This is a genomic window from Agromyces sp. NPDC058136 (assembly GCF_042884375.1).
Lineage (GTDB): Bacteria > Actinomycetota > Actinomycetes > Actinomycetales > Microbacteriaceae > Agromyces.
Genome location: NZ_JBHVUA010000002.1, coordinates 184,509 through 205,580, shown reverse-complemented (window position 1 = coordinate 205,580; position 21,072 = coordinate 184,509). Strand labels below are relative to the sequence as shown.

Annotated in this window: 16 protein-coding genes; 2 read left to right on the top strand and 14 right to left on the bottom strand. The window is 70.8% G+C overall.

Annotation, left to right across the window (positions count from 1 at the left end; genetic code table 11):
• Positions 1-238: 238 nt before the first annotated feature.
• From ACFVTX_RS07275 to ACFVTX_RS07240, 8 genes are all read right to left on the bottom strand, one after another.
• Positions 239-1,279, bottom strand: a complete 1,041-nt coding sequence (locus ACFVTX_RS07275; protein ID WP_386898920.1) for a LacI family DNA-binding transcriptional regulator — start codon at positions 1,277-1,279, stop codon at positions 239-241.
• 185 nt (positions 1,280-1,464) lie between these two features.
• Positions 1,465-2,871, bottom strand: coding sequence for an MFS transporter (locus ACFVTX_RS07270; protein ID WP_386898919.1), 1,407 nt, complete (start codon positions 2,869-2,871; stop codon positions 1,465-1,467).
• A 65-nt stretch (positions 2,872-2,936) separates the two neighbouring features.
• Positions 2,937-3,767, bottom strand: coding sequence for an aldo/keto reductase (locus ACFVTX_RS07265; RefSeq protein WP_386898918.1), 831 nt, complete (start codon positions 3,765-3,767; stop codon positions 2,937-2,939).
• A gap of 153 nt (positions 3,768-3,920) precedes the next feature.
• Complete coding sequence (locus tag ACFVTX_RS07260) at positions 3,921-4,853, bottom strand: cyclase family protein (RefSeq protein WP_386898917.1); 933 nt, start codon at positions 4,851-4,853, stop codon at positions 3,921-3,923.
• Complete coding sequence (locus ACFVTX_RS07255) at positions 4,850-6,223, bottom strand: APC family permease (RefSeq protein WP_386898916.1); 1,374 nt, start codon at positions 6,221-6,223, stop codon at positions 4,850-4,852. Before ACFVTX_RS07255 ends, ACFVTX_RS07260 begins: the two co-directional genes overlap by 4 nt.
• A 112-nt stretch (positions 6,224-6,335) precedes the next feature.
• The gene (locus ACFVTX_RS07250; protein WP_386898915.1) at positions 6,336-7,127 is read right to left on the bottom strand and encodes a slipin family protein; all 792 of its coding nucleotides are present in this window, start codon (positions 7,125-7,127) and stop codon (positions 6,336-6,338) included.
• Between the two features lie 103 nt (positions 7,128-7,230).
• Positions 7,231-8,397, bottom strand: a complete 1,167-nt coding sequence (locus ACFVTX_RS07245) for a cystathionine gamma-synthase (protein WP_386898914.1) — start codon at positions 8,395-8,397, stop codon at positions 7,231-7,233.
• A gap of 40 nt (positions 8,398-8,437) precedes the next feature.
• Entirely contained in the window at positions 8,438-9,811 is a 1,374-nt protein-coding gene (locus ACFVTX_RS07240) for a cystathionine beta-synthase (protein WP_386898913.1), read from the bottom strand.
• Between the two features lie 326 nt (positions 9,812-10,137).
• On the opposite strand from ACFVTX_RS07240, the gene ACFVTX_RS07235 reads away from it, so the two are divergent.
• Positions 10,138-10,833 (top strand): DUF3105 domain-containing protein, encoded by a 696-nt coding sequence (locus tag ACFVTX_RS07235; protein WP_386898912.1) that lies wholly within the window; start codon positions 10,138-10,140, stop codon positions 10,831-10,833.
• Between the two features lie 26 nt (positions 10,834-10,859).
• Positions 10,860-11,588, top strand: a complete 729-nt coding sequence (locus tag ACFVTX_RS07230) for a DUF305 domain-containing protein (protein ID WP_386898911.1) — start codon at positions 10,860-10,862, stop codon at positions 11,586-11,588.
• A 114-nt stretch (positions 11,589-11,702) separates the two neighbouring features.
• Here the strand turns inward: ACFVTX_RS07230 and ACFVTX_RS07225 are convergent, their stop codons facing one another.
• From ACFVTX_RS07225 to ACFVTX_RS07200, 6 genes are all read right to left on the bottom strand, one after another.
• A complete protein-coding gene (locus ACFVTX_RS07225; RefSeq protein WP_386898910.1) occupies positions 11,703-13,187 on the bottom strand; it encodes a sugar porter family MFS transporter in 1,485 nt (494 codons plus the stop codon).
• 82 nt (positions 13,188-13,269) lie between these two features.
• Positions 13,270-14,694: a mechanosensitive ion channel domain-containing protein gene (locus ACFVTX_RS07220; RefSeq protein WP_386898909.1), complete on the bottom strand. Its 1,425-nt coding sequence runs from the start codon at positions 14,692-14,694 to the stop codon at positions 13,270-13,272.
• Between the two features lie 2 nt (positions 14,695-14,696).
• Positions 14,697-16,904: an adenylate/guanylate cyclase domain-containing protein gene (locus ACFVTX_RS07215; RefSeq protein WP_386898908.1), complete on the bottom strand. Its 2,208-nt coding sequence runs from the start codon at positions 16,902-16,904 to the stop codon at positions 14,697-14,699.
• An 87-nt stretch (positions 16,905-16,991) separates the two neighbouring features.
• On the bottom strand, positions 16,992-18,995 hold the full coding sequence (locus ACFVTX_RS07210; protein WP_386898907.1) for an ABC transporter ATP-binding protein: 2,004 nt from the start codon (positions 18,993-18,995) through the stop codon (positions 16,992-16,994).
• A 115-nt stretch (positions 18,996-19,110) separates the two neighbouring features.
• Positions 19,111-20,103, bottom strand: a complete 993-nt coding sequence (locus ACFVTX_RS07205) for a carbohydrate ABC transporter permease (RefSeq protein ID WP_386898906.1) — start codon at positions 20,101-20,103, stop codon at positions 19,111-19,113.
• Entirely contained in the window at positions 20,100-21,071 is a 972-nt protein-coding gene (locus ACFVTX_RS07200) for a carbohydrate ABC transporter permease (RefSeq protein WP_386898905.1), read from the bottom strand. Before ACFVTX_RS07200 ends, ACFVTX_RS07205 begins: the two co-directional genes overlap by 4 nt.
• Position 21,072 lies beyond the last annotated feature (1 nt).

Sequence of the window (21,072 nt, the reverse complement as noted above, 5' to 3'; positions counted from 1 at the left end):
GCGCTGCGGTCATCATCGACGGGAACATTCGCGACCTCGGTGTCAGGGAGCCAGGACTTGATGTGACACGTGTGACCGTTCACATCGAGACCAATGGTGCATCCGACGCCGCCCGCTGTCAAGCGCGACGAAATGTGCGGTTTCGGCGAGGCCCTGTGCGCGACCGGCCGCGCGTCCACCGCGCGGCCGCCGCGCACCGCCCGCGGGATCGCCGTGCGACCCCCGCGGGGCGCCGCAGCTACGGCCGCTGGCCGGTGCGCGGCGCGGGCGCCTCGCCCGTCGAGCCCCGCACCACGAGGCGGGGCACGACCTGCTCGACCTCGAGCACCTGCTCGCCGTGCAGCTGGTTGAGCAGCACAGCCACGGCGCGGCGACCGGTCTCGCGGTAGTCCTGGTAGACCGTGGTGAGCGGCGGCCACACGTGCTGCGCCACCGGGATGTCGTCGAAGCCGACGACGCTGATGTCGCCCGGCACGTCGAGGCCCGCATCGCGCACGGCGTGCATGAGCCCGATCGCCATCTGGTCGTTCGCCGCGAACACGGCGGTGAAGTCGCGGTGGCGCAGCAGCTCCCGGCCCGCGAAGTAGCCGAAGTCGGCGCTCCAGTCGCCGAGGATCGGCGGGCGCAGGTTGAGGTCGGCGTCGCCGATCGCGTCGAGGAACCCGCGCATGCGGGCCTCGGCCTCGATCCAGTCCTGCGGGCCGGCGAGGTGCACGATGTCCCGGTGGCCGAGGTTGATCAGGTGCTGGGTCGCGCGGCGTGCGCCGGTCACCTGGTCGACCGAGAGCGCGAGGTGGTCGCTGCGCCCCGTCGACTGGAGGCTCACGAACGGCACCCCGATGGGCGCGGTGGCGAGCACGTCGAAGACGCGCACCTGCGGGGCGATGACGACGAGCCCCTCGATCGCCTGCAGCATCAGGTGCTCGAGGGCGTCGGCGATGCCCGCGGGCGAAGGGTCGGCGATGTTCGCGGTGTTGACGTAGTAGCCGTGCTCGCGCGCTGCGTCCTCGATGGCGGCGATGCTCGTCGCGGGGCCGTACTCGGTGCTCGTCGAGGCGAGCACGCCGATCGTGTGCGACCGGCTCGTGACGAGGGCGCGGGCGGCGCGGTTGGGCCGGTACTGCAGCGCCTCCATCGCGGCGACGACCCGGTCGCGGGTCTCGGGGCGGATACTCGGATGGTCGTTGAGCACCCGCGAGACCGTCTGGTGCGAGACCTCGGCGAGGCGCGCGACATCGCGGATGCTGGGCGCCCGCCCCTTGGGAGACTCAGGATTCACTGCCAGACCGATCGACGTCGATGTGCACGTTCACATCGAGAGTGCTTCCATTATGCACGCCGACGTCGATCGCACAACGTCGGCATGTGACAGTCACATGGCGGGATCGATTCGATTCGACCCGATCTGCCCGGAAACCCGACTTCGCTCGACCGGGTTTCGCGGCCGAGCGAACCTCGCGCGAGTCAGGCGGCGGATGCCACGGGCAGCGGCCGCACGCGCGGCGCGAGCACCACGGCGACGAGCGCGATCGCGAGCGTCACCGTGAAGTCGGCCGTGAACGCCGACGCCGCCACCGCGCTCGACACGAGCGCCGTGATGGCGAGCGCCGACGAGGCGCCGAGCGACTCGCCGATCGAGAGCGCCGCACTGTTGAACCCCTGCGCCGAAACGGGCGAGAGGCCGAGCACCGCCACCGAGTGCCGCGGGTACATGAACCCCATCGCGCCGCCCGCGAGCGTCCACGCGACGAACGCGATCACAGGGCTCAGTGTGAACGCGGCGACCGCGAGCACGACCGCGAGCGAGACGGCGAGCAGCACCGATCCGATCAGCACGGCCTGCACGTTCGACACCCGATCGCCGAGCCGGCCCTGCAGCCACGACGCCACCGCCCAGCTGACCCCGGCCCCGGTGAGCACGGCGCCGGCGAGGCTCGCCGAGAACTCGTAGCGCTCCATGAAGAGGTACGGCAGGTAGATCTCGCTGCCGAAGAACGCCCCCGCGACGATCAGCCTGAGCAGCACGGTCGCGGGCAGCCCGCGCGCGGCGCGCAGGGTTCCGGCGGGCAGCAGCGGCCGCGCTGCGACGATGATGAGCGCGACCGCCACAGCGGCCACCACCCAGCGCCACGGGTCGCCGAACTCCTTCGCGAGCGAGAGCCCGAGGGCGGCGACCGCGGTGAGCACCGCCCAGCCGACCCGCGCGACGCTCCACGGGACATCCGGGTCGCCCTGGATCTTCTCGCGCACCCGCACGATCGGCGGCACGACCATCGCCGCAGCCGGGGCGACGAGCACGATGACCCCGAGGAACACCCAGTGCCAGCTGAACGTCTCGGCGACGAGCCCGGCGACGGCGGGCCCGACGATCGACGGGATCACCCACGCCGCGGCGAACCCCGCGAACACGCGGGCGCGCAGCGCCTCGGGGTAGACGCGGGCGACGATCACGTAGAGCGGCACGATGACGGCGGCGCCCGAGAGTCCGTGCACGAACCGGCCGACGATGAGCGTCACCATGTCGGTGGCGGTGCCGGCGATGAGGAGGCCGACGACGAACAGCACGGCCGCGGTGACGAGCGAGGGCAGCGGCCCAGACCGGTCGGTCCAGTTGCCGGCGATGACCATGCCGATGATGCCCGCCGCGAGCGGCACCGCGAACGCGAGCGCGAACAGCGCCACCCCGTCGAGGTCGCTCGCGACGATCGGCATGACGGTCGTCACGGCCATCGCCTCGAACGCCGCGAGGAAGATGAGCGAGAACATGCCGATCGAGAGCCACCGGTACGGCTTCGAGAGCGGCCCCTTCGCCTCGCGCTGCTCGGGTGCGTCGGACGAAGTCGCGTCGGTCTCGGCGGTCGATTCACTCACCCGACCGAGCCTACGACTTCGAGTGCCCTTGAAGTCCAGTCGGGATGCCTCGCGGCGGGCGCCGCTCAGAACTCTTCGTGCGTCTCGGGGTCGGCGCCCCAGATCCGGCCGCGCGACAGCGACGAGATCGCGTCGACCTCCTCGGCGCTGAGCGAGAAGCCGAACACGTCGAGGTTCTCGCGGCGCCGTGCGGCGTCGGACGACTTCGGGATCGGCACCGCCCCGAGCTCGACGTGCCAGCGCAGCACGAGCTGCGCAGGGCTGACGCCGTGCGCGGCGGCGAGCTCGACGATGACGGGCTCCTGCAGGAGGTCGGTGCGACGCGCGAGCGGGCTCCAGCTCTCGGTGCGGATGTCGTGCTCGTCGTGGAACGCGCGCAGCTCGCCCTGCGGGAAGTACGGGTGCAGCTCGACCTGGTTGACCACGGGCACCACGCCCGTCTCGTCGATGAGTCGCTCCAGCATCGGCTGCGTGAAGTTCGAGACGCCGAGCGCCCGGACGAGCCCCTTCTCGCGCAGCGAGATCATCGCCCGCCAGCTCTCGACGAACTTGTCGACGCGCGGCAGCGGCCAGTGGATGAGGTACAGGTCGACCCACTCGAGGCCGAGTCGCCCGCGCGACTCCTCGAAGCTCGCGATGGTCTCGTCGAAACCGTGGTGCCGGCCCGGCAGCTTCGTCGTGATGACGAGATCGCTGCGGTCGACCTCGGTGCGCTCGATCGCCTCGCCCACGGCCTCTTCGTTGCCGTAGTTGTAGGCGGTGTCGATGAGGCGGTACCCGCCGTCGATCGCCGAGGTGATCGCCTCGATGCCGAGTTGGTCGTTGAGCCCGTAGGTGCCCAGCCCGATCGCGGGGATGGTGTTGCCGTCGCGCAGGGAATAGGCCGGAACGCTCATCCCTCAATTGTGCCGTACGCGCCGCACCGCCCGCCGGTCGAGTCCTCGCCGGTCGAGTCCCCGGTGGTCGAGTCCCCGGTGGTCGAGGAGCGCCCGACGCAGTCGGACGCGTCTCGAGACCCGGTCACCCGCTCTCGAAACGATCCTTCGTCGCTACCCGACCGCCTGAGGTCCCGGCACCTCCGCGAAGGCCCGCACCGGGAACGTGCCGAAGCCCTCGACCCGCGGCGGCACCGCCGTGAACCGCGCCCCGCGCACCGGCACCCGCTCGAGCGCCGTCAGGTGCTCGATCACGTGCACGCCGGCCGCGAGCAGGACGGAGTGCGCGGGGCGCTCGCCGGCCGACTCGGCGTCGTCGATGTTGAGCGAGTCGATGCCCACCGCCGCGACGCCGACCGAGACGAGGTGCCGCGCCCCGGCCTCGGTGAGGAACGGCGCCCCCGTCGCGTACTCGGGCCGCCCGAAGTGGCGGCTCCACCCCGTGTGCAGCAGCACGGCCGTGCCGGCCAACTCGCGGTCGAAGAACACCTCCGCCGGAATGCCCCGCTCCGTGGCATCCGTCAGTCTGAACACCTCGGCCGGGAGGCCGACGAGCGTCTCGAGCGACAGGCTCGCGAGGTCGCCGCCGCCCGCGTAGCGGTGGTACGGGCTGTCGAGGTAGGTGCCCGTGTTGCCGATCATCGTGATCACGTCGAGCGCGAACTCGGTGCCGGGCGCGTAGTGCGCGCGCGAGGCCTCGCGGGTGAGGTGCGGCGTGATCGTCGGCGCGGGCAGTCCGGGGTAGGTGACGAGCCCCGCCGAGATCGGGTGGCTGAGATCGACGAGGGTGCGGTGGTCATCGTTCGCCTGGGCGGATGCCACGGTGCCGACGCCGCGCGATCCGCGGTGCGGTTCGGCGACGATCTCGAGATTCGCGAGCGCGACGCGACCGACGAGCGCGAGCCCGAGGTGCCGCACGAGCAGTTCGCCGATCTCGGCCTCGCCGAGTTCGGGCGAGGGCAGGTCGAGGCGGAACCCCTCCGCACGCAACCCTCCCCCGTTGACGAAGTCGATCTCGGCGTCGAAATGGGCGCGGTACTCGGTCACGCGGGCTGCTCCTCTGGCTGGCGGTCGGGGTCTGCGGTTCGTTCGACGGGAGTTTCGCTCGGTGCCACCCGTCGCGAGCGCCACCGCCGCACGACCGTCACCGCGACCGCGGCGAGCGCGAGCAGGGCCGGCACGAGCAGGTTCTGCCAGGCGAGCACGAGGAGCCCCGCCGTCATCACCGTGGCGACGACCGCGAGCCACCAGCCGAACGACCAGCGTCGCAGCAGCAGGGTCGCGGCGAGCATGCCCGCGGCGTAGATCGCGACCATGTTGCTCGTGTGGATGAGGATGAACCCGGTGAGGTCGAGGTCGTTCGCGAGCATCAGCCCGTAGTAGACGAGGATGAGCACGCCCGTCACGGCGAGCGCGCGGCGGGGCACCTCGCCGTCGGCGGCGCCCTTCGCGAGGAACCGGGGCAGATCGCCGTCCCGGCCGAGGGCGGCGCCGAGCTTGCCGAATGCGGGCAGGTAGGCGTTCATCACCCCGACGGTGACGATGGCGGCGATGATCGCGACGAGCACGGGGCCGATGCCGGGTGCGGTGGTCTCGACGAGGTCGAGCAGGGGCACCTGCCCGTCGCCCGCCCGGTCGCCGAGCACCGCGACCGTCACGAACTGCAGCGCGAGGTAGCCGACCCCGACCACGGCGACGGCGATCGCCGTCGCGATCGGGATGGTGCGGCGCGGGTTCTTGAACTCGCCGGCGATGTGGGTGCCGACCTCCCACCCGGCGAACGCCCACACGAAGAGGCTGATGGCGGTGCCGACGCCCGCCCAGCCGTTCGGCAGGAACGGCTGGAAGTTCGCCGCGTCGGCCGCGGGGAAGGTGACCGCGACGACCCCGACGACGACCGTCACGAGGAGCCCAGAGAGCACGAACTGCACCCAGCCCGCGACGCGCACGCCGAACCAGTTCGCGACGAACGGCGGCAGGAACACCGCGAGACCGATGACCGGCACCGCCGAGCGGTCGAGCCCGAGCACCGCGACGACGTACTCGCCGCCGAGCACCGCGAGCACGGGCGCGCCGATGCACACCCCGAAGTAGAACCAGTAGCCGGCCATGCGCGCGGCGGTGTCGCCGAGCGCGCGGCGCACGTAGCTCGCGACGCCGCCCGCGTCGGGGTACCGCGCGGCGAGCGCCGCGAAGGTGCCGGCGAGCGGGATTGAGAGCACGAGCACCGCCGCGACCGCGACGATCGACGCCGGACCGGCGGCTTCGGCGGCGAGCCCGGGCAGCACGAGGATGCCCGTGCCGAGCACGCTCGCGATGTACAGCGCGGTGCCCTGCCCGAGGCCGAGGGTGCCGCCGTGGTGCTCGCCGCTCACGGCGGGCTCGGCCGCACGTGCGGCGGTGTCGTTCGAAGTCACCCGCTCATTCTGGGGCATCCCGACGATGCGCCGCGATGGCTGGATCGACACCTTTCATCGATATCCTGCCACTGGGCGCGACACCCCGGCCGCGCACGGGGCGCACCGTCGGTCAGTGCGCGCGCAGCTGCGCGACCGCCGTCTCCCGGTCGATGAACGAGGTCAGCTCGCCGATCGAGCCGAGCAGCGGCGCCGGAACCACCACGAGGGTGTTCTTGTCGACGCCGACCTCCACGAGCGTCTGCAGGGTGCGCAGCTGCAGGGCGAGCGGATGCGACATCATCGTGTCGCTCGCGACGCCGAGCTGCGTGGCGGCGAGCGCCTCGCCCTCGGCCGCGATGATCTTCGCGCGCTTCTCGCGTTCGGCCTCGGCCTGGCGGGCCATCGCCCGCTTCATGGCGTCGGGCAGCAGGATGTCCTTCAGCTCGACGAGCGTCACCTGCACGCCCCACTCGGCGGTCGTCACGTCGAGGATCTCGCGGATGTTCACGTTCAGGACGGCCGTGTCGGAGAGCGCCTCGTCGAGGTAGTGCTGACCGATGACCTTGCGCAGGGTGGTCTGCGCGATCTGGTCGATGGCGGACAGCACGTTCTCGATCACGATGACCGACTTCACGGCGTCGGTCACCCGGTAGTACGCGACCGCCGAGACCCCGACGCTCACGTTGTCGCGCGTGATGATGCCCTGCGACTGGATCGGCAGCGTCACCACCCGCAGCGAGACCTTCGTCATCACGTCGACGATGGGGATGATGAACCGGATGCCCGGATCGCGCACGTTGTGCAGGCGGCCGAACCGCAGCACGACGCCGCGCTCGTACTGCTTCACGATCCTCACGGACATGAAGAAGAGGATGATCGCGAGGATGACGACGACGATCACGGTGATCCAGAGCCAGACCATGAGACTCATCTCCCAGCGGCGCCGGTGACGTGCCGCGCGCCGTCACCTCCATTGTCGCACCGGCGGCGGTGCGGGGCGCCGATTCCCGGCGCCCCCGCGACCGCTACAGGCGCGCGAGCGTCTGGTCGATGTCGGCGAGCAGGTCGTCGACGTCCTCGATGCCCACCGAGAGGCGCACCACCGACTCGGGCACCTCGGCCTCGGTGCCCTTCACCGAGGCGTGCGTCATCTCCGACGGGTAGTTCACGAGCGACTCGACGCCGCCGAGCGACTCGGCCAGCTGGAACAGCTCGGTCGACTCCGCGAAACGGCGCGCCGCCTCCCCGCCGCCCGCGAGCGCGATCGAGAGCATGCCGCCGAAGCCCGACATCTGCCGGCCCGCGAGCTCGTGGCCCGGGTGCGACTCGAGCCCCGGGTAGTACACCCGCTCGACGCCCGCGTGCTCGTCGAGTCGACGTGCGATCGCGAGCGCGTTCTGGCTGTGGCGCTGCATCCGCACCCCGAGGGTCTTGATGCCGCGCGAGGTGAGGAACGCGTCGAACGGACCCGACACCGCGCCCGCCGCGAACTGGGTGAACTTCACCCGCTCGTGCACCTCGTCGAGGCGCTCGCCGCCCGCGAAGACGAGCGCGCCGCCGACCACGTCGGAGTGCCCGCCGAGGTACTTCGTCGTCGAGTGCACGACGACGTCGGCGCCGAGCGCGAGCGGCTGCTGCAGCGCCGGCGACGCGAAGGTGTTGTCGACGACCACGATGAGGCCCGCCTCGTGTCCGAGCTCGGCGAGCGCCGTGACATCCGAGATCTTCATGAGGGGGTTCGACGGGGTCTCGACCCAGAGCACCTTCGTCGACGGTTCGATCGCGGCGCGCACCGCGTCGACGTCGCTCGTGTCGACCGTCGTGTGCCGAACGCCCCAGTCGCCGAAGACCCGGCGGATGAGACGGTGGGTGCCGCCGTACACGTCGTTACCGATGAGGATGTGGTCGCCCGGCTTCACGACCGTTCGCAGCAGCGCGTCTTCGGCGGCGAGACCGGAGGCGAAGGAGAGTCCGTGCGCGCCGCCCTCGAGCGCGGCGACCTGGGTCTCGAGCGCGGTGCGGGTCGGGTTGCCGCCGCGCGAGTACTCGTAACCGCTGCGGAGCCCGCCGATGCCGTCCTGGACGTAGGTCGAGGTCTGGTAGATCGGCGGGATGACCGCGCCCGTCGTCGGGTCGAAGGCCTGGCCGGCGTGGATCGCGCGGGTGTCGAAGCGTGCGTCGTCGTGGTTCATGATCAGTGGGCTTTCGTGAAGAGGGGCCGGTGAAGAAGGGTCAGTGGGAGAGGTAGCCGAGGAGGTCGGTGCGGGTGATCACGCCGAGCGCCTTGCCCCCGTCGGTGACGAGCATCGCGGGCGCGTCGGTGAAGGCCTGGCGGGCGGATGCCACGGGCTCGGTCACTCCGATGAGCGGAAGCGGTTCGCCGACGACGGTGCTCACCTCGTCGGTGAGCTTCACCCGCCCCGAGAACACCTGGTCGAGGAGCTCGGCCTCGTGGAGCGCGCCGAGCACCTCGCCGAGCACGACGGGCGGCTCGGCCGAGAGCACGACGAGCTGCGAGACGCCCGTCTCGCTCATGCGGTCGATCGCCTCCTTCACCGTGTCGCTCGGGTGCACGTAGACGAGGGGCGCGGTGCGGTCGGCCTTCGCCGCGAGCAGCTCGGCGATCGTGTGGCCGGCCGGGGCGTTGCCGAAGCCGTACGCGCGCATCCACTTGTCGTTGAAGATCTTGCCGAGGTAGCCGCGGCCGCCGTCGGGCAGCAGCACCACGAACACGTCGTCGACCGTGACGCCCGGCGCGGCCGCCGCCTCGAGCGCCGCCACGACGGCCATGCCGCTCGAGCCGCCGACGAGGATGCCCTCCTCGCGGGCGAGCCGCCGGGTCATCGCGAACGAGTCGGCGTCGCTCACGGCGATGATCTCGTGCGGAACGCTCGGGTCGTAGGCCGTCGGCCAGAAGTCCTCGCCGACGCCCTCGACGAAGTAGGGCCGGCCCGTGCCGCCCGAGTACACCGAGCCCTCGGGGTCGGCGCCGATGATGCGCACGCCGTCGTTCGACACCTCGCGCAGGTAGCGGCCGGTGCCCGTGATCGTGCCGCCCGTGCCGACGCCCGCGACGAAGTGCGTGACCTTGCCGTCGGTGTCGCGCCAGATCTCGGGGCCCGTCGTCTCGTAGTGCGAACGCGGACCGTTCGGGTTCGAGTACTGGTCGGGCTTGAACGCCCCCGGGATCTCGCGGGCGAGCCGGTCGGAGACGCCGTAGTACGACTCGGGGCTGTCGGGCGCGACCGCCGTCGGCGTCACGACGACCTCGGCGCCGTAGGCGGTGAGCACGTTGCGCTTGTCTTCACCCACCTTGTCGGGGCAGACGAACACGCAGCGGTAGCCGCGCTGCTGCGCGACGAGCGCGAGCCCCACCCCGGTGTTGCCGCTCGTCGGCTCGACGATCGTGCCGCCCGGCTTCAGGAGGCCGTCGCGCTCGGCGGCGTCGATGATGCGACCCGCGATCCGGTCCTTCGAGGAGCCCCCCGGGTTCAGGTACTCGAGCTTGACGAGCACCGTGGCATCCGTGATGCCCTTCGTGACGTGCTGGAGCTTGACGAGCGGGGTGTCGCCGACGAGATCGACGATGGTTTCTGCGTACTTCATGGGGTGTCCTTGCGAATCGGCCACGGCTGCTCGAGCCGGCGGTATGACGGGCGGCGAACGGTCGGGCGGGAAAGCGTGCGTGTGCGTGCGGGGTCGGGCGACGTCGGCGTCAGCGACAACACAGCGAGAGGATCACGTCGTCAACTCTAGCCGGGTGCGCCGCGGGGTGCCACGATGTCGATGGCACAGGCCGGATGCCACGTGCCGCGGGCCGTCCGTTCGATGCGGCGTTCTCCCAGCCGCATGCGTTCGTATAGGTTCCGACGTTCCTCCCGCCGTCGGCGTTCCCCGCGCCGCGGCGTCCACGACCCCGAGAGAGGCCCCGCGTGAGCGCGACCCCGCCCATCCCCCCGAAGGCGAAGCAGCAGGCCAAGCAGGAGAGCATCAAGCAGCAGCGCGCCGCCGAGCGTCAGCGCAAGCTCGAGGAGTTCCGCAAGAAGGAGGCCAGGGCCAAGCGCAACCGCAAGATCGTGCTCTGGTCGAGCGTCACCGCGGGCGTCGCGGTCGTGGGCCTGCTCATCACCACGATCGTGCTCACCCCGCAGCCTGCGAGCTACGGCGCGGGCGGCGACGGCACGAAGATCGAGGGCGTCGAGACCTTCGACAACGGCGCAGGTCACGTCGAGGGCATCGTCGACTACGAGCAGACCCCGCCCGCCGGGGGCGAGCACAATCAGGTCTGGCTCAACTGCGGCGTCTACGAGGAGCCCGTGCCGAACGAGAACGCGGTGCACTCCCTCGAGCACGGTGCGGTCTGGGTCACCTACGACGCGCCCGAGGTCTCCGGCGACGAGCTCGAGGCCCTCAAGGCCAAGCTCCCGTCGAGCTACGTCGTGCTGTCGCCCTTCGAGGGCCTGCCCTCCCCCATCGTGCTGAGCGGCTGGAACGCGCAGCTCCAGGTCGACGACGCCGACGACCCCCGCATCGCCGAGTTCCTCGAGGAGTACTGGCAGAGCCAGAACGTGCCCGAGCCCGGCGCACTCTGCACCGGCGCGTACGACGCGCCCGGCAAGGTGTCGTGACCTCGGGCGACGTGATCGAGAGCGACTTGGCCGAAGGCGACGCGACCGCAGGCGACGCGACCGCGACCCACCGCGCGCGGCGGGGCGGGCGCATCGCGGTCGCGGTCGTGGCATCCCTCGCCGTCGTCATCGTCGCGATCGCGGCGTACTCGATCGGCCGGCTCTCGACCCTCGCCGAACCCACCCCGACGACCACGAGCGCCGAGGCCGGTTTCGCACGCGACATGCAGGTGCACCACCAGCAGGGCGTCGAGCTCGCGATGATCGTGCGCGATCTGACCACCGACGAGGAGGTGCGCCTCCTCGCCTACGACATCGCGACGACGCAGGCGCAGCAGGCCGGGCAGATGTACGGCTGGCTCGCGAGCTGGGGGCTCCCGCAGGCGGGCTCGGAGCCGTCGATGACGTGGATGACCCGCCCGGCCGCCGACGGCACGGGCCATGGCTCGCACGGCGCGACCGACGGTGCCGAGGCGCCGCTGCACGAGCCCGGCGCCCCGATGCCGGGCCTCGCGACGCCGGCCCAGGTCGCCGAACTCCGTACGCTCGACGGCGTCGACGCCGAGGTCCGCTTCCTCGAGCTCATGATCGCCCACCATCAGGGCGCGGTCGACATGGCCGAGGCCGTCCTCGACCGCTCCTCGACGGAGGTCGTCGTCGCGCTCGCGCAGTCGATCGTCGACAGTCAGACGAGCGAGATCGAACTCATGGAGTCGATGCTCGCCGAGCGCGGCGCCCCCTCGTCGGTCGAGTAGCGAGCCCCACCCCGCCGGTCGAGGAGCGAGCGACGAAGGAGCACGCGTCTCGAGACCACCGCACCTGGTCTCGAGACGCGTCCGACTGCGTCGGGCGCTCCTCGACCACCGGAATCACTCGACCGCGGGCTGCTGCCGTTTCGCCGAACCCTTCGGCGGGAACAGCGTCTCCGACTGCTCGAGCGACATGCCGTTCGTCTCGGGCACCTTCGTGAGCACGAAGAAGAACGACAGCGCCGCGAATGTCGCGTACATGCCGTAGGTGAACACGAGCGAGAAGTCGCTCATCACCGGGAAGCTCACCGTGACGAGGAAGTTCGCGATCCACTGCGCGGCCGCCGCGAGCCCGAGCGCCCGCGCCCGGATGCTGTTCGGGAAGATCTCGCCGAGCAGCACCCACACGAGCGGGCCCCACGAGAAGCCGAACGCGACGACGAAGAGGTTCGCCGCGACGAGCGCGACCGGCCCCCACGCCCCCGGCAGGCTGAGTTCGCCGTCGACCGTCACCGAGTTGCCGAACGCGACCGCCATCGTCGCGAGCGACAGGGTCATGCCCACCGAGCCGACGAGCAGCAGCGGGCGCCGGCCGACCCGGTCGACGAGCGCGATCGCGACGAAGGTCACGGCGATGTTCGTCACCGAGGTGAGCACGCTGATGAGCAGCGAGTTCGACTCGTCGAAGCCGACCGCGCTCCACAGCGTCGTGGAGTAGTAGAAGATCACGTTGATGCCGACGAACTGCTGGAACACGGACAGCAGGATGCCGATCCACACGATCGGCCGCAGCCCGAGCACGGGGCCGCGGAGCGCGCCCTTGCGGTTCGCGAGCTGGTCGTTCGCGATCGAGTCGTGGATCTCGCGCACGGAACGGTCGATCTCGTCGGCCGGCTGGATCTGCGCCAGCACCCCGCGCGCGATGTCCTCCTTGCCCTGCTTGATCAGGAACCGCGGCGACTCGGGAAGCCGCAGCGCGAGCACGCCGTAGACCACCGATGGCACGATGCAGGCGAGGAACATCCACCGCCAGGCCTCGAGCCCGAACCAGAACGGCTCGCTCGCGCCGCCCGCCGCCGTCGCGAAGAGCGCATCCGAGAGGAGCGCCGCGAAGATGCCGAACACGATCGCGAGCTGCTGCAGCGACGCGAGCCTGCCGCGCTGCTTGCGCGGTGAGATCTCGGCGATGTACGCGGGCGCAACGACCGAGGCGATGCCGATGCCGACACCGCCGATGATGCGCCAGATCGTCAGGTCCCAGCCGGCGAAGGCGAGCCCCGACCCGATCGACGACACGAGGAACAGCACCGAACCGAGCAGCATCACCGGGATGCGGCCCCACCGGTCGGCCAGCCGGCCCGCGAGCTCGGCACCGATCGCGCAGCCGAGCAGCGCGCTCGCGATCGCGAAGCCCGTGGCCGCCGCCGAGAGCCCGAACTGCTGCTCGATCGCGTCGACCGCGCCGTTCACGACCGAGGAGTCGAAGCCGAACAGGAACCCGCCGACGGCGCCCGCCGCCGCGAGCCCGACGACCCGTCGGTTGAGCGCCTTCGCGTCCGTCGGCGCACTCCTCGGTGCGCCGCCCCCGCCGAGCCGTTCCGCCATGTCTCTCCCCCTCGGCATCGTGTCGACCACGCTACTGCGACCCGGCTGCCGTGCCCGGTGGCGGCACGGCGAAAGTCGTGATTCAGCGCCGGTCGAGCGCCCCCCGCACGATCCCCGCCGAGGCCAGCGCATCGGCCGCCGCGCGACGACGCGTCTCGATCGCCTGGCCGATGTCGCGGGCGACCGCGGGGTTCGAGTGCACGATCTCGTCGATCACCGCGAGCGGCATGACGAGCACCGTCGTGGTCTCGGCGGCGGTGGCGCGCACGAAGGACGGCTCGCGCGTCAGCACCGTCTGGCCGACCGAGTCGCCGACGTCGGCGACGCCCGACTCGATGGCCCCGCGATCGGTCACGACCGCCAGCCGGAGGCGGCCGTCGACGACGACCCGCATCACATCGGGCACGCGGTCTGGCTGCTGCACGACCTCGCCGGCGCCGTACCGCTCGAGGCGGCAGCTCGGGGCGAGTCGCGCCCGGTCGTCGGCGCTCAGCCGGAACGCGGGGGCGACCAGTGCGAGGGCCTCGTCGAGCCGTTCGGGCTCGGCGATCGGGTCGCTCGCGTCGCCGTCGAGCGAGAGCCCGCGCCGCCGGGCGGCGTACCAGAGCCAGGCGAGCAGCAGCGAGACGGCGGCGTCGGCCGTGGCCGGGCCCTGCACGGGCACGTCGACCTCGTACTTCGCCGCGCCGAGGTACCGTGCGGACGGCGCCTCGCCGGGCATCCGCATCGGCAGCGTGCCGGCGACCTCGACGAGCAGCTCGATGACCTCGTGCGGCGGGTCGTCGGTCGAGAACACCACGGTGGTGCCAGCCCGATGCAGCTCGGTGGGCAGGCTGAGGTTCGTGAACGAGGCTCCCGCGAGCGAGGAGTTCGGCACGATCTGCACGCCCGCGCCGGTGTCGATGTGCACCGCCCGCCAGTTCACCTCGACGACCCGGCCGCGCACCCCCGCCGCGTCGAGCCAGTCGCCGAGCTTGAACGGCTGCTCGAAGAGCAGCAGGAGCCCCGAGATGATGCCGCCGACCGCGTTCTGCAGCGCAAGTCCGATCACGATCGAGGTGACGCCGAGGGCCGCGATCAGGCCGCCGACGTCGGCGTTCCACACCCAGGAGAAGAGGATCGCGAGCCCGACCACGATGAGCACGAGCCGGCCGAGGTCGACGAAGATCGACGGGATCCGCTCGCGCCAGCTGCCCGGCTTCGCGTTCGCGAACAGGGCGACGTTGAGTGCGCTGAGCACGAGCAGGATGACGAGGAAGCCGAGCACGGTCGCCACCACCCGCGCCCAGACCTGGTCGGCCGGCGACTGCACGGCGAAGATCAGGAGCCCGAACAGGGCCGCGACGGGCACCACCCAGTTGCGCAGCAGCCGCACGGGCTTCGCCGCCGCGCTGCCGCGCCGGGTCAGCCAGCCGAGCACCTCGGTGAGGACGACGAGCACGAGCGGCACGCCGAGGGCGAGCACGATCGCCCAGACGAGCCAGCCCGAGCCGAACAGCTCCTCCACGGCTACTCCACCCGCCAGACGGTCTCGGCGCCGCTCGCCGTCTCGATGGTGCCGGCCGACACGATCCGCGCGCCCTCGAGCATCCGGTCCTTCACCGCCTGGCTGACGTAGATGCCCGGGCTGCCGGTGACCCCGCGCACCCGGTAGGCGAGGTTCACCGCGTCGCCCCACAGGTCGTAGGCGAGGCTGGTCCGGCCGACGAGACCGCTCGTGACGCTACCGCTCGAGACGCCCGCGCGCAGTTCGACGGATGCCTCGTGCTGCGCGTTGAAGCGCGAGATCACGCTGCGCAGCTCGACCGCGAAGTCGACCGCCCGGCGCACGTTGTCGACGCGCGGCACGATGAGCCCCGAGCTCGCGAGGTAGCCGTTGCGGAGCGTGCGCACCTTCTCGACCCCGGCCCGCTCGGCCGCCTCGTCGAAGCTCCGCATCAGCGCATTGAGCTGGCCGAGCTCCTCGTCGTCGTCGAGCGTCGAGGCGTAGTCGTCGAATCCGACGAGCTCGGCGAAGATGACCGCGACGTCCTGATGCACCTCGGCGATGGTCTCCTCGCCGTCGCGATACCGCTTCGCGACGGTCTCGGGCATGAGCGTGTGCAGCAGCCGCTCATTCTCGTCGCGCTGCTCCTCGATGAGCTCCTGCTTGATGCGCAGGCTCGAACTCATGTCGTTGAAGGCGTTGCCGAGGTCGCCGAACTCGTCGCGGGTGCCGGCGGGCACCTGCACCGTGAGGTCGCCGCCCGCGACCCGGCGCACCGCGTCGGAGAGCCGTCGCACCGGCCGGGTGAACACCTGGGCGAGCAGCATCGACAGGAGGCTCACCGCGAGCAGGATCGCGAGGGTGGAGATGACGAGGTTCCGGGTGAACACGTCGACCGGCGCGAAGGCCTCCGAGGTGTCGATCCGCGCGACCGCGACCCAGTCCACTCCGTCGATCTCGACCGGGGTGTACGCCGTGATGCCGTCGGCCCCGGCGTAGCCGATCGATTCGTCCGTTCCCGACGCGCCCTCGAGCGCACGCTCCACCGCGGGCGAGTCGATCGGTTGCAGCAGCACCGTGCCGCCGACCTCCACGATGCGCTCGGCGACACTCGGCGGGGTGCCGTTCGAGGTCACGGCCGCGACGTAGTCGTCGGGGTGCTCCACGAGCGTGCGCGAGATGCTGCGCATGAGCCGGTCGCGGCCGACCACGTAGATCTCGCCGGTGTCGCCGAGGCCCTGCTCCTTCCAGCGCTCGTCACCCGTGAGCGCGTCGTTCACGATGTCCATCGGGATCTGGTACGCGAGCGCCCCGGTGATGGTCGCGTCGTTGCCGACGGGCGACACGATCCACAGCGAGGGCACGCCGAGCGAGGGCTGATAGCGCTCGTAGTCCGTCGTGACCACGGTGTTCACCGAGTTCGACGCCATCGCGTCGCGGTAGGCGCCGGCGAGCAGGCTGTTCTCGTACGGTCCGTCGAGCACGTTCGTGCCGAGGTCGACGCCGCCGTACGCCGAGTAGACGATGTCGCCTGCGGTGTCGAGCAGCAGCACGTCCTCGTAGTCCGAGGCGGCGATGATCCGCTGGAAGTAGTCGTGGAACCGGGCGCGCGCCGCGCTCCAGGCGCTGCCGTCGCCGGCGTCCATCTGCTCGAAGGCGGCGTCGTAGTCGCCGTCGAAGGGCGCCGTGTAGTGCAGCTGGAGGTACCGGCCGGCCGGCGAGTCCGGGATGAAGCCGCCGCTCGCGAAGTCCTCGCCCGTCGCCTCCTCGAGCCGTGGGATGAACCCCTCGTCGTAGAACTGTTCGAGCTCGGTCTCCTCGGCAGCGCTGAGTGCGACGTCCTGCAGTTCGTCCCATCCCGCGTTGAACGCCTTCGACGCGGTCTGCGCGCTGAGGTTGCGCGAGTCGAGCGCGGCTCCGGTCTGGACGCCCGTCATCACCCGCTCGAGTTCGCCCGTCCTGAGCTCGCGGATCGTGGTCAGCTGGTCGATCGCCGCCGCCTTGAGCGACTCACGGCCGCTCACGAAGCCGATGACGCCGACGATGATCGAGGAGACGAGGCTGACGCCGAGCAGCATGATGAGCAGCTCCGACTGGATGCTGAGGCCGACGCGGCGTTGGCGTGCGCGTCGCGATCGGGACTCCGTCGACGCCGGCGGTGCCGACCGCGGGGGTGTCGGCGGACCCGCTGTGTCCCCCGTCGCGGGCATGTCGGTCTCGATCGTCGACACGTGTGCCCCCTCTGGCCCCCCGGCAGATAACGCTCCACACTCTATTGGGGCGTCCCCCGTTCGGCGCAAGGGTGAATTCGAACGGGATCAGGCTTCGAGCGCGCCGGCGCCCTGCACCGGCCGTTCCTCCTGCTGCCGGTACAGCGAGGCGTACACGCCTCCGGCGCCGACGAGTTCGGCGTGCGTGCCCCGCTCGACGATGCGCCCCGCGACCACGACGAAGATGACGTCGGCCGCGACCACCGTCGAGAGCCGGTGCGCGATCGCGATCGTCGTGCGCCCGCGCGCCGCATCGTCGAGCGCCTGCTGCACGACCCGCTCGCTGATCGTGTCGAGCGCGCTCGTCGCCTCGTCGAGCACGAGCACGGCCGGGTCTTTCAGGAGCACGCGCGCGATCGCGATGCGCTGCTTCTCGCCGCCCGAGAGCCGATACCCGCGTTCGCCGACGACGGTGTCGTACCCCTCGGGGAACGACGCGATCGTGTCGTGGATGTTCGCGGCCCTGGCCGCGGCCTCGAGCTCGGCGTCCGTGGCATCCGGCCTGGCGTACCGCAGGTTCTCGGCGATCGTCGCGTGGAACAGGTAGGTCTCCTGGCTCACGATGCCGATGTGCGACATGAGCGACTCCTGCCGCAGCTCGCGCACGTCGACCCCGGCGAAGCGCACCGCACCCGACGACGCCTCGTAGAGGCGCGGCACGAGGTACGACACGGTCGTCTTGCCGGCGCCGCTCGGCCCGACGAACGCCGCGAACTGGCCGGGCTCGATCGTGAAGCTCACCCCGTCGAGCGTGGGTCGCGCCTCGCCGTCGGCGTCGGGGTAGCGGAACGACACCTCGTCGAACTCGACGCGGCCGAGCGCCCCGCCCGCCTCCGCTCCCGCCGGTCGAGGAGCGCCCGACGACGTCGGACTCGTCTCGAGACCCCGCGACCCGCTCTGCCCGCCCGGCACCTCGCGCGCGTCCGGCGCATCCGTGATCGTCGGGCGCAGGTCGAGGTACTCGAAGATGCGCGCGAACAGCGCGCTCGAGGTCTGCAGGTCGAGCGCGACCCGCATGAGCCCCATGAGCGGAAAGAGCAGCCGTGCCTGCACGGTCGTGAACGCGACGATGGTGCCGGCGGTGAGCCCCGCCGTGCCGCCCGCGATGAGCCAGCCCGCCACCAGGTAGACGATCGCCGGGATCGACGACATGAAGATGTTCACCATCGCGAAGAACCACTGTCCCGTCATCTGCTGCTTCACCTGCAGCGCGATCTGGTTCTGGTTCTCGTCGGCGTACCGTTCGATCTCGCTCTGCTGCCGGGTGAAGCTCTTCGACAGCAGGATGCCCGACACGCTCAGCGTCTCCTGCGTGATCGCCGTCATCTCCGACAGCGACTCCTGCGTCTTGCCCGCGATGCGCGCCCGCACCTGCCCGACCCGGCGCTGCGCGATCACCATGAACGGCATGAGCACGAGCGCGATGATCGTGAGCTGCCAGTTCAGCAGCAGCATCGCGATGAACGCCGAGATCACCGTCACCGTGTTGCCGAGCACGCTCGACACCGTGTTCGTGAGGACCCCGGCGACGCCGCCGACGTCGTTCTGCAGGCGCGACTGGATCACGCCCGTCTTCGTGCGGGTGAAGAAGCTGAGCTCCATCGCCTGCAGGTGGCTGAACAGGCGCACCCTGAGCGCACCCATCACCTTGTTGCCGATCGTCGAGGTCAGCCACGTCTGCCAGACGCCGAGCAGCGCCGACACGACGAACACGGCGATCATCGCGACCACGAGCGAGGTGAGCACCGGCAGGTTCGGCGGGGATGCCTCGCCGCCCGCGCCGCTCGGGAACAGCCCGTCGTCGAACGCGCGCTGCGTGAGGAGCGGCGGGATGACGCTGAGCGCCGCCCCGACGAGCACGAGCACGACCGTCGTGATGAGCGCCGCCCTGTGCGGGGCGAAGAGCTCTGCGATGCGGCTCAGCAGGTGCGGGATCTTCGGCGCCTCGGCGTTCGCCGCGCGCTGCGCCGCCTCATCCGACGAGGCGATCCGCGTGCGCGGCTTGCCCATGCGCCCCGACTGGCCTCCGGGTGCGGTCGAATGCATGCTCATGCGCCAACCCTACGGCCGCCCTCCCCCGGTGCCGCCGCGGTTCGCCGCGGGCGCACGGCCTGGGCGGATGCCACGGGGCCGGCCCTGTGGCATCCGCCCGGTTCGCGTTCGGCGCTCAGCCCTTCGACGAACCGGCGAGCAGGCCGCGTACGAAGTAGCGCTGCAGGCTGAAGAAGACGATGAGCGGCACGATGAGCGAGATGAAGGCCGCGGCCGTGAGGCGCTGCCAGGTCTGCCCGCGCTGCCCCGCGAGCTCGGCGAGCCGCTGCGTGAGCGGGGCGACGTCGGCCGTGCCGCCGGAGAACACGAGCGCGACGAGCAGGTCGTTCCACACCCAGAGGAACTGGAAGATCGCGAAGGAGGCGAGGATCGGCACCGAGAGCGGCACGACGATGCGGAGGAAGATCTGCCCGTGCGTGGCGCCGTCGACGCGGGCCGCCTCCATGAGCTCGCGCGGGATCTCGGAGATGAAGTTGTGCAGCAGGAAGATCGCGAGCGGCAGGCCGAAGATGGTGTGCGCGATCCACACCTGCACGTAGGTCTCATCGGGGATGATCGGGACGAGGTCGTGGATCCACTCCTGCGCGGGCTTCAGCGTCGAGGTGAAGATCTGCAGCAGCGGGATGAGGGCCATCTGCAGCGGCACGATCTGGAGCGCGAAGATGATGATGAACACCCACTCCGCGAACGGGAACTTGATCCACGCGAGCGCGTACGCCGCCATCGCGGCCAGCACCGTCGCGAACACCACGACGGGGATCGTGATCGCGAGCGAGTTCACGAAGTACGAGCCGAGCTGCGGCGCGCTCGACGACGCCGACAGCAGCACCTCGCTGTAGTTGTCGAGCGTCCAGCCCCAGTTCTCGAAGACCGTCCACCAGCCGGTCGTGTTGATGAGCTCCGCCGGGCGGAACGAGGAGACGAGCAGGCCGAAGGTGGGCAGCGTCCACAGCACGGTGATGAGAATGGCGAACACCGTCGCGGGGCGCGAGGTCAGCCGGCGCTTCACCCGCGTCGCCTTCGTGCCGTCGAGGTTGTAGCCGCGGCGGGCGGCGGCCGCGAGCTCCTTCGCGGTCGCCTTGTCGGTCGATCCGGTGGTCTGGCTCATCGGATCTCCTTCTGCTTGCGGTACACGCGGATGTTGTAGACGACGACCGGCACCACGAGGAGGAACAGCACGAGCGCGAGCGCGGCGCCGCGGCCCGGCTCGGCCGCCCGGAACGCCTGCGTGTACATCTCGTTGGCGATCACGCTCGTGTTGAAATTGCCGCCCGTCATGACGCGCACGATGTCGAAGACCTTGAGCGTCGCGATCGTGATCGTCGTGACCACGACGACGAGTCCGCCGCGGATGCCGGGCAGCGTCACATTGCGGAACCGCTGCCAGTTCGTCGCACCGTCGAGCTCGGCCGCCTCGAGCTGCTCGGCCGGAATGCCCTTGATCGACGCCGAGAGCACCACCACCGCGAAGCCGGTCTGCACCCAGATCATCACGACGATGAGCAGCAGGGTGTTGACGAACGGCTCCTGGAGCCACAGCACCGGCTCGCCGCCGAACCAGATCACGACCTGGTTGAGCAGTCCGATCTGCGGGCGGCTCGACGGCCGGTACTCGTAGATGAACTTCCAGATGATGCCGGCGCCGACGAAGGAGATCGCGACGGGCATGAACACGAGCGACTTGTAGACGCGTTCGCCGCGCGAGCGGTCGATGAACACGGCGTAGGCGAGGCCGATGCCGGTCGCGAGCGTCGGCACGAGCACCACCCAGAGCACGGTGTTGCCGAGCGTCAGCAACGCCTCGGGCTGCGTGAACATCCACACGTAGTTGTCGAAGCCGATGAACTCGCCGGCGCGGTTCGTGAACGAGGTGAACGCCGTGCGCACCGCCGGATAGAGCAGGCCGACCGCGAGCAGCAGGCACGCGGGGGCGAGGAACAGGACGAGCTGGTACCAGTCGCGACCGCGCTTGGGCGCCCGGTCGATGAGGAACAGGATCAGTCCGATGACGGCCGCGAAGATCGCGAGCCCGAGAAGGATCTGGAAGATCTTGCCGATGAGGTCGGCTGTGGTCACG